This window comes from Enterococcus sp. DIV1937, from assembly GCF_050535975.1.
In the GTDB taxonomy this organism is placed as follows: domain Bacteria; phylum Bacillota; class Bacilli; order Lactobacillales; family Enterococcaceae; genus Enterococcus; species Enterococcus faecalis.
This window is the reverse complement of sequence record NZ_CP172909.1, coordinates 233,129-245,000: the sequence shown is the minus strand read 5'-3', so window position 1 is coordinate 245,000 and position 11,872 is coordinate 233,129. Positions and strand designations below refer to the sequence as shown.

Annotated in this window: 8 protein-coding genes and 2 rRNA genes (1 of these 10 only partly in view); all 10 read right to left on the bottom strand. The window is 41.1% G+C overall.

Translation table 11 applies throughout. From position 1 onward, the window contains the following. A 23S ribosomal RNA gene (locus IGL13_RS01185) occupies positions 1 to 303 on the bottom strand (it extends 2,610 nt beyond the left edge of the window). Between the two features lie 226 nt (positions 304 to 529). Further along, positions 530 to 2,090: ribosomal RNA gene (locus IGL13_RS01180) — 16S ribosomal RNA — on the bottom strand. Together the 16S and 23S rRNA genes form the textbook arrangement of a ribosomal RNA operon. 652 nt (positions 2,091 to 2,742) lie before the next feature. Further along, positions 2,743 to 4,239 carry a lysine--tRNA ligase gene (lysS, locus tag IGL13_RS01175; RefSeq protein WP_002359372.1) on the bottom strand — a complete coding sequence of 499 codons (1,497 nt, stop codon included), beginning with the start codon at positions 4,237 to 4,239 and terminating at the stop codon, positions 2,743 to 2,745. Between the two features lie 93 nt (positions 4,240 to 4,332). After that, complete coding sequence (gene dusB / locus IGL13_RS01170; RefSeq protein ID WP_002378723.1) at positions 4,333 to 5,331, bottom strand: tRNA dihydrouridine synthase DusB; 999 nt, start codon at positions 5,329 to 5,331, stop codon at positions 4,333 to 4,335. Between the two features lie 11 nt (positions 5,332 to 5,342). Then, positions 5,343 to 6,239: an Hsp33 family molecular chaperone HslO gene (gene hslO, locus IGL13_RS01165; protein WP_002359370.1), complete on the bottom strand. Its 897-nt coding sequence runs from the start codon at positions 6,237 to 6,239 to the stop codon at positions 5,343 to 5,345. 161 nt (positions 6,240 to 6,400) lie between these two features. Further along, entirely contained in the window at positions 6,401 to 8,557 is a 2,157-nt protein-coding gene (gene ftsH, locus IGL13_RS01160; RefSeq protein ID WP_002363441.1) for an ATP-dependent zinc metalloprotease FtsH, read from the bottom strand. Between the two features lie 93 nt (positions 8,558 to 8,650). Beyond that, entirely contained in the window at positions 8,651 to 9,196 is a 546-nt protein-coding gene (hpt, locus tag IGL13_RS01155) for a hypoxanthine phosphoribosyltransferase (RefSeq protein WP_002356260.1), read from the bottom strand. An 18-nt stretch (positions 9,197 to 9,214) separates the two neighbouring features. After that, positions 9,215 to 10,603, bottom strand: coding sequence for a tRNA lysidine(34) synthetase TilS (gene tilS / locus IGL13_RS01150; protein ID WP_002378722.1), 1,389 nt, complete (start codon positions 10,601 to 10,603; stop codon positions 9,215 to 9,217). Between the two features lie 85 nt (positions 10,604 to 10,688). After that, positions 10,689 to 11,168 carry a S1 domain-containing RNA-binding protein gene (locus tag IGL13_RS01145; protein WP_002356258.1) on the bottom strand — a complete coding sequence of 160 codons (480 nt, stop codon included), beginning with the start codon at positions 11,166 to 11,168 and terminating at the stop codon, positions 10,689 to 10,691. A 44-nt stretch (positions 11,169 to 11,212) separates the two neighbouring features. Beyond that, positions 11,213 to 11,692, bottom strand: a complete 480-nt coding sequence (locus tag IGL13_RS01140; protein WP_002356257.1) for an FtsB family cell division protein — start codon at positions 11,690 to 11,692, stop codon at positions 11,213 to 11,215. Between the last annotated feature and the right edge of the window lie 180 nt (positions 11,693 to 11,872).

The window sequence follows — 11,872 nt, the reverse complement described above, 5'->3', positions numbered from 1 at the left end:
CCTACAACCCCAACAAGCAAGCTTGTTGGTTTGGGCTCTTCCCGTTTCGCTCGCCGCTACTCAGGGAATCGAATTTTCTTTCTCTTCCTGCAGGTACTAAGATGTTTCAGTTCTCTGCGTCTACCTCTAATCAGCTATGTATTCACTGAAAAGTAATATCCTATAAAAGATATTGGGTTCCCCCATTCGGAAATCTCTGGATCATAGCTTACTTACAGCTCCCCAAAGCATATCGGTGTTAGTCCCGTCCTTCATCGGCTCCTAGTGCCAAGGCATCCACCGTGCGCCCTTATTCACTTAACCTTATCAACCTTACGGTTGGGTCTTGATCACTTCTTCTAGCGATAGAAGGTTAATCAATAAATAAGCAATTGAACTTATTAAAAAACTCATTCAACGCGGTGTTCTCGGTTTATTTTGATTCTTTTTACTTCAATATCCAGTTTTCAATGAACGAATGTTTTGAGAGTAGACCTCTCAAAACTGAACAAAGCAAAGACGAAATGTGTATTTCCGTAATATTCCTTAGAAAGGAGGTGATCCAGCCGCACCTTCCGATACGGCTACCTTGTTACGACTTCACCCCAATCATCTATCCCACCTTAGGCGGCTGGCTCCAAAAAGGTTACCTCACCGACTTCGGGTGTTACAAACTCTCGTGGTGTGACGGGCGGTGTGTACAAGGCCCGGGAACGTATTCACCGCGGCGTGCTGATCCGCGATTACTAGCGATTCCGGCTTCATGCAGGCGAGTTGCAGCCTGCAATCCGAACTGAGAGAAGCTTTAAGAGATTTGCATGACCTCGCGGTCTAGCGACTCGTTGTACTTCCCATTGTAGCACGTGTGTAGCCCAGGTCATAAGGGGCATGATGATTTGACGTCATCCCCACCTTCCTCCGGTTTGTCACCGGCAGTCTCGCTAGAGTGCCCAACTAAATGATGGCAACTAACAATAAGGGTTGCGCTCGTTGCGGGACTTAACCCAACATCTCACGACACGAGCTGACGACAACCATGCACCACCTGTCACTTTGTCCCCGAAGGGAAAGCTCTATCTCTAGAGTGGTCAAAGGATGTCAAGACCTGGTAAGGTTCTTCGCGTTGCTTCGAATTAAACCACATGCTCCACCGCTTGTGCGGGCCCCCGTCAATTCCTTTGAGTTTCAACCTTGCGGTCGTACTCCCCAGGCGGAGTGCTTAATGCGTTTGCTGCAGCACTGAAGGGCGGAAACCCTCCAACACTTAGCACTCATCGTTTACGGCGTGGACTACCAGGGTATCTAATCCTGTTTGCTCCCCACGCTTTCGAGCCTCAGCGTCAGTTACAGACCAGAGAGCCGCCTTCGCCACTGGTGTTCCTCCATATATCTACGCATTTCACCGCTACACATGGAATTCCACTCTCCTCTTCTGCACTCAAGTCTCCCAGTTTCCAATGACCCTCCCCGGTTGAGCCGGGGGCTTTCACATCAGACTTAAGAAACCGCCTGCGCTCGCTTTACGCCCAATAAATCCGGACAACGCTTGCCACCTACGTATTACCGCGGCTGCTGGCACGTAGTTAGCCGTGGCTTTCTGGTTAGATACCGTCAGGGGACGTTCAGTTACTAACGTCCTTGTTCTTCTCTAACAACAGAGTTTTACGATCCGAAAACCTTCTTCACTCACGCGGCGTTGCTCGGTCAGACTTTCGTCCATTGCCGAAGATTCCCTACTGCTGCCTCCCGTAGGAGTCTGGGCCGTGTCTCAGTCCCAGTGTGGCCGATCACCCTCTCAGGTCGGCTATGCATCGTGGCCTTGGTGAGCCGTTACCTCACCAACTAGCTAATGCACCGCGGGTCCATCCATCAGCGACACCCGAAAGCGCCTTTCACTCTTATGCCATGCGGCATAAACTGTTATGCGGTATTAGCACCTGTTTCCAAGTGTTATCCCCCTCTGATGGGTAGGTTACCCACGTGTTACTCACCCGTCCGCCACTCCTCTTTCCAATTGAGTGCAAGCACTCGGGAGGAAAGAAGCGTTCGACTTGCATGTATTAGGCACGCCGCCAGCGTTCGTCCTGAGCCAGGATCAAACTCTCATAATAAAAGTTAGAACAATCTTGCGATTGTTAAGCTCAATTTGTTTGCTAGCATATTGCTTGCTTGTTAAAAATGTTTGTTGTCTTGAATTGAATCAAGACGCCCTACACATTTGGTTCGTCTATTCTTTGTTCAGTTTTCAAAGGTCTACGTTACCTCGCAGCAACTTTTATATCATAACAAACTTCCGTTTGAATGTCAAGAACTTTTTTTAAAAAAGTTTTTTTAAGTTGTTTTGCTCGGTTGTTGTTGTCTGTTGTGACAACTTCTATATCTTATCATCTCGTTTGTTATTTGTCAACAACTTTTTTGTTGTTTTTTCAAACTTTTTTCGAGAGATTTGAAATCAAGAATTGTTATTTAATTATTGATTTCTGAATCGCTCAGCTGTGTGACTCGCCTTGCGACATGTAATAATATACCAAGATTTCAAGCATTGGTCAATCATTATTTTCACTTTTTTTAAACTTTTTTTCAATACCGATTATTCTTTCTTATCCGATTAGATAAAGTTCGTTTTTTTATCAGATTACCAATTCTTTTTATTACTCATCTTCGATTTTTTTAGAAAAAAAGAATTGGTTTCAATTGTTTTTCTATTCTTTTTTATTTAATTTTTTGCGAATACAAAAAAAGATGCCCTTAAGGCATCTTTTTTTATCTCATTGTTGGGAATAATAATACATCACGAATTGATTGTGCATCGGTTAATAACATAACTAGTCGATCAATCCCAATACCTAATCCTCCGGTTGGTGGCAAGCCATATTCTAAGGCTTCGATGAAATCTTCATCTACTCCGTGTGCTTCATCATTTCCTTGTTCCCGTTCTTTTTCTTGTTCTTCAAAACGTTCACGTTGGTCAATCGGATCATTTAATTCTGTAAATGCATTAGCAAACTCTTTTCCGATAATAAACAGTTCAAAGCGGTCAGTGAAACGACCATCTTCTGGATTTTTCTTCGCTAATGGTGAAACAGCGACTGGGTGACCATAAATAAATGTTGGTTGTTGCAACGTATCTTCTACAAATGTTTCGAAAAATTCATTAATGATATGACCGACTGTCATGGCATCTGTAATTTCAACATTATGTTCTTTAGCCAACGCACGGGCTTCTTCTATCGTCATCTCTTGCCAAAAATCTACGCCCGTTTGTTCTTTGACCGCATCTACCATGTGTAGACGTTTGAAAGGACTTCCTAAGTCAACCGCTTGACCATCGTACGTGATATCAGTAGTTCCTAAGACTTTTTCCGCAGCATTACGAATAATTCCCTCTGTTAAATCCATCACATCTTGATAATCAGTATAAGCAGTATAAGCTTCTAGCATTGTAAATTCTGGGTTATGAGTGGTATCGATTCCTTCATTACGGAAGACACGACCAATTTCATATACTTTTTCCATGCCACCGACAATTAAACGTTTTAAATGTAACTCTAGGGCAATGCGTAAGTATAAGTCCATATCTAACGCATTATGGTGTGTGATAAATGGACGAGCAGCAGCTCCTCCTGCTTCGTTATGCAAGACAGGCGTTTCTACTTCGACATAGCCATTGCCATCTAGATAACGACGGATTTCGCTAATAATTTGACTGCGTTTCATGAAACGATCAAAGCTTTCTTTGTTACTGATTAAATCCAAATAGCGTTGACGATAGCGTTGTTCCACATTCGTTAATCCATGGTATTTATCTGGCAATGGACGCAAAGCTTTAGTTAATAACGTAATTGTTTGAGCTTTAACAGTAACTTCCCCCGTATTGGTTTTCATTACTTGACCTGTCACACCAAAGAAGTCGCCTAAGTCAGCATGTTTAAATAGTTCATAGGCTTCGTCTCCAACTTGGTCCTTCCGAACATAAATTTGAATTTGGCCTTCACGGTCTTGCAAATGGGCGAAACCAGCTTTTCCTTTACCACGTTTTGTCATCATACGTCCAGCAACGCTGACTTCTGTATTCATTTCACTAAGTTCTTCTTTTGTATGATTATCATATTGTTCATGAAGTTCTGCTGAATTATGAGTGCGATCGAAACGTTTACCGAAAGGATCAATCCCTTCTTCACGTAAAGCTTCCATTTTTTCGCGGCGCACGAGCATTTGATCATTTAAATCCTCTAAATGCGCTTGTTGTTCTTCTGCCACTGTTGTTCCTCCATTCTTGATTTTAACCTATCCTAATAATGCCACAGTAATTCGAAAAAAAGCAAGCCGAATTTTACTTTCGGCTTGAATTTTTTATTCTTCTATAGTAGTTACAGCAACTTTGGAAACCTTCTCTACAAAGGCATCAAGTAAATCGACAACTGCTTGTTGTGTTTCAACTTGGTTAATCGCAACTTTCACTTTGGCCGCTCGCGAGATTCCTTTTAGATAGTAAGAAGCATGTTGGCGAAACTCACGGACCGCAATTTTTTCACCTTTTAAATCCACTAATCGTTGTAAATGAACTTTTGCAATATTGATTTTTTCAGCTGGTGAAGGCTCAGGCATCAATTCGCCCGTTTCCAAGTATTCTTTCGTCCGTTGAATCATCCAAGGATTGCCCAAAGCAGCTCGACCAATCATCACACCATCCGCTCCAACATATTCTAACATGCGTTTAGCATCTTCAGGCGTTTTGACATCGCCATTTCCCATAAAAGGAATGGTTAAATGCTTTTTCACTTCCTTTAAAACGTCCCAGTTGGCTGTCCCTTCGTACATTTGGACACGTGTTCGACCATGCATAGCAATTGCCGAAGCCCCTGCTTGTTCGGCAGCCAAAGCGTTGTCTACAGCATATAGATGATCTTCATCCCAGCCTGTTCGCATTTTTACAGTAACAGGCAAAGAAACTGCCGAAGAGACTGCGTGAACCATCTCATGCACTTTATTCGGATCCAGCAACCATTTCGCACCAGCTTCAGCTTTAATTATTTTATTGACAGGGCAACCCATGTTAATATCAATAATCGCCGCTTGCGTATTTTCTTCCACAAACTTAGCAGCTTCCACTAATGTTTCTTTATCTCCACCAAAAATTTGTACACTTAAAGGATATTCTCGCTCATCAATATATAGCATTTCTAAGGTTTTTTTGTTTCTTAATTTAATTCCTTTGTCACTAATCATTTCACAAACAACTAATCCTGCGCCAAATTCTTTTACAGTCACACGAAAAGCGGCGTTACTAATACCCGCCATCGGAGCTACGACAACACGGTTGGGGATTTCAACGTCTCCAATTTTCCACATAGTCTTTCCTCCTACTTTTGTTTCGTATTGCGAATCGCTTCATCGCGAAGTTCAATTAATTCTTCTTCACTATAGTGATATTTATTGTTACAGAATTGACAAACTGCTTCTGCTCCATGATCTTCATCAATCATCGCATTTAATTCATCGATCCCAACAGCAATCAAAGCGGTCGCAAATTTTTCTTTGGAACAGTCACATTTAAATTGTACAGGCATTTTTTCTAAAATTTCTACTTCGTCTTCTCCCAATAAGCGATACAAGACTTGTTCAGGTGTTTCTCCATTTTCTAGTAATTGTGAAATTGGTGGTACTTCCGCTAGACGCTGTTCAATAAAATCAATGGTACTTTCATCGGCACCTGGCATTACTTGAATCATAAAACCACCGGCTGCTTTCACAGATTCATCCGTGTCCACCAATACACCTAAACCGATAGCTGAAGGAACTTGTTCAGAGACCGCCATAAAATATGTAAAGTCTTCACCGATTTCACCAGAAACAATAGGTGTTTGTCCAGAAAAGGTTTCTTTTAATCCTAAATCTTTAATGACTGTGAAAATTCCTTCGTTACCGACAGCACCACGTACATCAATTTTACCTGTTGCATTCAACTTTAAGCTGACATGTGGATTTTTAATGTAGCCTTTTGTTTCTCCACGGCCATTACTATCGACAATAATAGCGCCAGCTGGGCCATTTCCTTGTACTTTTACAGTTAATTTATCGTCACCTTTTAAAGTCGCTCCTAGTAAAAGGGCTCCAATCAATGTGCGCCCTAACGCTGCGGTAGAAGAACTCCATGTATCATGTCTTCTTTGCGCTTCGCTAACAGTTTCAGTGGCACTGATGGCATATGCTCGTATTGAACCTTTATAACAAAGGGCTTTTACTAAATAATCTTCCATTCTTTTTCCTCTTCTCTTGGTGCTTTTTTGTCCATTAGTCAGATAATACTAGGAATCAGGTGTTTTTTCAACCAAATAATCTTCCTTCTATAGAATATCTTAATATTATAGAAGGTGCAGTATTCGTCAACTCGACAAATACTGCACCTTCTACTAATTGGTTATTTATAACGATCTTCGTAGTTATTGCGATCATATTCAGAATTGGAATCTGAATCTTTTTTCTCTTCAGATTGGACTTCTTTTTCTGTTTGTTCGCTTTCTACTTTGACTTCTTCTGCTTCATCATGTAATTCTTTTTTCGCTTCTTCAAAGTCTTGTTTTTCTTCAACTTGTTTTTGCGCTTCTTTTTCTTCTAAAGCACGTTTTGCTTCTTCGAATGTTTGCGCTTCTTTTTCACTAGGATAGTCGCTGTCAGCACCTTCAGGCATTTTACCTGTTTCAAATAATGATTTGATTGCTTTTGCATCTAATGTTTCATATTCTAATAGTTTTTCAGCGATTAGTTTATGTTGTTCACGGTGCGCTTCGATAATTTCATGCGCTTTTGTATGAGCATCCATTAAGATACGGCGAACTTCCTGATCGATTTCAAACGCCACTTGTTCTGAGTAAGCTTTTGTTTGACCATAATCACGACCGACAAAGACTTGATGGTTTCCTTCATATTGAACAGGTCCTAATTTGTCACTCATTCCATATTCCGTTACCATGCTACGGGCAATCCCTGTTGCTTGTTCAAAGTCATTTGAAGCCCCTGTTGATTGAACGCCAAAGATAATTTCTTCTGCTGTACGTCCACCAAGTAAGCCAACGATTTGTTCAAACATATCTTCTTTAGTCATTAAGAATTGATCTTCTTTTGGTAAAGCAATCATATAACCGCCTGCGCGACCACGAGGGATAATTGTTACTTTGTGGACAACACGAGCACGGCTTAAGACTAAACCAACAATTGTGTGTCCTGCTTCATGGTAAGCCACCATTTCGCGTTCTTTTTTATTAATCACGCGATCTTTTTTAGCTGGACCAGCAATTACGCGGTCTTCGGCTTCATCCACATCAGAAGCATCAATTTTTTTCTTGTTACGACGAGCGGCAACTAAGGCTGCTTCGTTTAAGACATTTTCTAAATCAGCACCAGCGAAACCTGGTGTTTGTTGTGCAACAACTTTCAAATCAACGTCATCAGCTAACGGTTTGTTTTTCGCATGAACACGTAAAATCGCTTCACGACCTTTGACATCTGGACGTCCTACCAAGATTTGGCGGTCAAAACGACCTGGACGTAACAACGCTGGGTCTAACACGTCTGAACGGTTCGTTGCAGCAATTACGATAACTCCTTCATTGCCATCAAAACCATCCATCTCAACTAATAATTGGTTAAGGGTTTGTTCACGTTCGTCGTGTCCGCCACCCATACCAGCACCACGTTGACGACCAACTGCATCGATTTCATCGATAAAGATAATCGCAGGCGCGTTTTTCTTCGCTGTTTCAAATAAATCCCGGACACGGCTAGCACCGACCCCGACAAACATTTCAACGAAATCTGAACCTGAGATTGAGTAAAATGGCACACCTGCTTCACCTGCTACGGCTTTAGCAAGTAACGTTTTACCAGTCCCTGGAGGTCCTTCTAATAGTACGCCCGCAGGAATCCGTGCGCCTAATTCAGCGAAACGACGTGGATCTTTTAAGAATTCCACTACTTCAACTAATTCTTGTTTTTCTTCTTCCGCACCAGCTACATCTGAGAAGCGGACACGGTTAGCTTTTTTATCGGCTTCTTTGGCTTTTGATTTACCGAAGTTCATCACACGGCCACCGCCGCCACCGCCACCGCCTTGTTGGCTCATCATCATGTAGAAGAAGAAGAAAATAATCACTAATGGTAAGAAACTAAACAACAGTGACAACCAAGCACCACTTGTTGATTGTTCTTTGACAACTAGCTTCACCTTGTTATTTTGTGCCGCATCTTGAATGCCAGCTAAGGTTGTATCACTAGGTAAAACGGTTGTTGTGAAGCCTTTTGACGACGCTTGCGTTGAGCCCCACAATGACAGACCACCTGTGTCTTTCACTTCTTGTTTTTCTTTATACTGACCTTCAATCCGGTAAACCCCATTGGTTGGTTGAATGGTCATGTCTTTGACTTTTCCGTCTTCCAATTGTTGTTGGAAGGTTGAGTAATCGATGTCTGGCGATTGTTGGTTGTTATTTCCAAAAATGAAATAGACAACCATGACCATGGCAAGTACTACTAAGACGTAGTATAAACCATTTTTCATGCCATTATTCTTTTTGTTCATGCCTGTCCTCCTTATGCTCATCATTACAATTCATGTTATTCTTTTATCAATCCTGACCTTTACATTGTAACACAATTAATTCCTTGATAGATATTAATTTGATTCGTAAACTTCAGGTTTTAAAACGCCAATATAAGGCAAGTTGCGGTACGTTTCTGCATAGTCTAATCCGTAACCGACCACAAACTCATTGGGCACATCAAACCCTACGTAGTCAGCTTTAATGTCTACCACACGGCCTTCTGGTTTATCTAATAAGGTAACAATTTTCACAGATGCAGCTTTACGGTATCTAAACAAATCTACTAAATACGCTAATGTACGACCACTATCGATGATATCTTCTACGATTAAAATATGTCTACCTTCGACATTTGTGTCCAAGTCTTTGACAATTTTTACTTCGCCTGAAGAAACTGTCGCGTTGCCGTAGCTAGATACATCCATAAAGTCCAATTCTAAATAAGTATTGATTTCACGAGTCAAATCAGCCATAAATGGTACTGCACCTTTTAAAATACCGACCACTAAAGGATTTTTCCCTTGATATTCTTCTGTCAGTTGCTTGCCAAGCTCTGCAGACTTCGCAAGAATTTCTTCTTTGGAGATTAGGACTTTCTCAATATCTTTTTCTATCATAGTGCGCTCCTTTCAGCATTACTCCTTTGTCTTAAAAAGGAGTCTGTAGTGTATTTTATCAGTTTCTAAAGGAATACTCAAATAGGAATTTGCAAATTTTGGTACCCAAATGATTTCCTCTTGCTCATCCGTAATGACCCAAGCACTCTCTCTCGCTTCATTTGGCACTTTTTGATCAATAAAAACTCTGCTTAATTTTTTCGTAAACCCTGGTTTTAATGTAATCCGATCACCACTTTGGCGATGACGAACGGTCAAAGGTGTGGCTGTGGTCAACGGGATTGCCAACAACTGGCCCGCCCATTGATTAATCTCTTCAGGAAGAGGAAACGGTTTGTCTGTCGCAATTAATCCTAGCCACTCGGTTTCCGATAAATAAATCCCCGCACCAGGTACTAATAAATGTGTAACTTCTTCTCGCAGTGCAGCCTGTTTTTGTTCTAAGCATAGCCAATCATAACTTTTAGCTAGTTGCCATTGCTGTTCTAACATAACCGAGCCTTGCGGTTGCCGTTCATCATTCAAAACTTTTAAAATTTGTGTCATCTGGCGTTGGTTTAACGAAACCCCTAATGGCACTAATGTTTTTTGGAAAAACGCGGTTAAAAAGAAGTGCTGGTACGCAGGCGTTTCTTTTAATAATCTCTTCAAAGGAATGCGCCATCCTTGTTTGGTCGGTTCTACGGCTTCAGATAATTGAGGCTCAATTTGTTCTTGAATAAATTCTTGGGCAAAACGTTGTTCATTACTAAAAGAAGCAATCTGATCTAAGAATTGCGGATTTTCCTGCTTTAATAGCGGCAAAACCTGATTACGGAGCCGATTTCTCAAATATTCATTGGTTTGGTTCGTTTCGTCCTCAAAATAAACGAATGCTTGGCGCTGTGCAAATTGATACAATTCTTCTTTTGGATAAATAAGTAACGGACGAATCAATTCCCCTGTCGCAAAAGGACGTCTCTCTTTAATGCCTGCGGAATGGGAAAAATTAGTTCCTCGAATCAGCTTCATTAAAATCGTTTCCGCTTGATCGTCTAGATGATGTGCCGTCATTAAGACCGCCGCACCTTCAATTTCCATGACTTCTTTAAAAAATTCATAACGAAATGTGCGCGCTTTTGCTTCTAAATTTCGTTGCTTTTCAGGGTCTTCCCAACGTGTTTCATAATACGTTAGCTCTCGCTGCTGACAATAGGTAGCGAGATATTGCGCTTCCTGTGCCGACGCTTCTCGCAATTGATGATTGACGTGTGCAACAACCAATTGTAATTGTTCTTTTTCTGCCACCTGTTCCATTAACGTCAAAAGGGCCATGGAGTCTACACCACCAGAAACGGCGACCACGATTGTTTGATGCGGTTGCCAAAATCCTTGTTCTTTTCCTCGTTTATAAAACTGCCAAAACATTGTTCGCCCTTCTTTCTTCCTTAGAATAAAAGAGGAACCGAGAAATAACCCATTCGTTATCCCCAGTCCCCCTATTTGTTTGTGCTTAGCCGCGACGTCCGCCACGTCCACCACGTTTGCCTTCAGTATTACGTTTTAATGAAGATAAACGGTCATCACTATCTTTCAAGAAAGAGCTCATCAATGAGTCAAAATCTTGTTTATTGTTATTGTTATTTGCTTGTGGTTTATTGAAAGGCTTTTTGCCCCCTGCGCGTGGATTACGGTCACGATTCTCATAATTGTTTTCACGACGTTGAAATTCACGTTTTGGTTGTTGCCCTTCTGCTGGCTCTTGTGCTTTACGGATCGATAAGCCAATTTTGCCGTCGTCACCAACTGAGGTTACTTTCACTGTTACTTCGTCACCTACTGTTAATACATCATGAATATCTTTAACGAATCCATTAGACACTTCACTGATGTGTACTAACCCAGTTTTTCCTTCTCCTAAATCAATAAATGCACCAAAGTTAGTAATCCCTGACACTTTTCCTGGCAATTTAGCTCCTACTTCGATTGACATAAAAAAATTGTTCCTCCTATTTTTTCCCTAATTATAATTGCAGTTTATTCAGCTGAAGACTTAGTTGTTTCAGTTGAAGACTGTGATTGACTATTTTTTTCTGAACTGCTCTTGCTTTCTTCCGCTCCAGAAGTCTGTGTTTTTTTCATTTGTTCTGGTGTGGGATAAATCTGTTCGCCTTCTTTTGAGAGAAGGAAACGGCTACGTGCTAATTTTGCCACATAATCATCATCTTTTAACAAAGCAACGTCTTTTTTTAGATCCTTGACCTTCTTATCAACTGCTACGGATTCAGCAATTGCATCTGCTCGTTCTTGTTTAAAAGCACCTAAGCGATGATAATCTTTCATCAATTGGATGCCAGAAAAGGCAAAAATAATGAAGGCCACGAGAAAAATCGCTGCCAAGCGTCTGCGTCTAAAAATCAATTGTTTCTGTTGTTTTTGGAATTCGACATACTGTTCTTTCGTGTAGTCATTTTCCAATGCCGCAACTTTCTTCGAGTTTTTTTCATTCTTTCCCATCGTCTCGCTCCACTCGCTTTGGATTGTCCGTTTTATTATACCAACATCTAAGAACCTTGTCTAATGTTAATTTCAGAGAAGTTAAAGAAAATCAAGCTTTTTTCTAAAATATTCTTTGCTTTTGAAATAACAGCGGTTGATTTATTAATTTTTTTCAAAAGCGGCGCGTCTGTTTCATTA

Coding starts and splice junctions, on each gene's coding strand:
- dusB (WP_002378723.1), bottom strand. CDS start 5,331: ATGTGGAAAATTGGAGACGTTGAAATCCCCAACCGTGTTGTCGTAGCT.
- hslO (WP_002359370.1), bottom strand. CDS start 6,239: ATGGAAGATTATTTAGTAAAAGCCCTTTGTTATAAAGGTTCAATACGA.
- ftsH (WP_002363441.1), bottom strand. CDS start 8,557: ATGAACAAAAAGAATAATGGCATGAAAAATGGTTTATACTACGTCTTA.
- hpt (WP_002356260.1), bottom strand. CDS start 9,196: ATGATAGAAAAAGATATTGAGAAAGTCCTAATCTCCAAAGAAGAAATT.
- tilS (WP_002378722.1), bottom strand. CDS start 10,603: ATGTTTTGGCAGTTTTATAAACGAGGAAAAGAACAAGGATTTTGGCAA.
- IGL13_RS01145 (WP_002356258.1), bottom strand. CDS start 11,168: ATGTCAATCGAAGTAGGAGCTAAATTGCCAGGAAAAGTGTCAGGGATT.
- IGL13_RS01140 (WP_002356257.1), bottom strand. CDS start 11,692: ATGGGAAAGAATGAAAAAAACTCGAAGAAAGTTGCGGCATTGGAAAAT.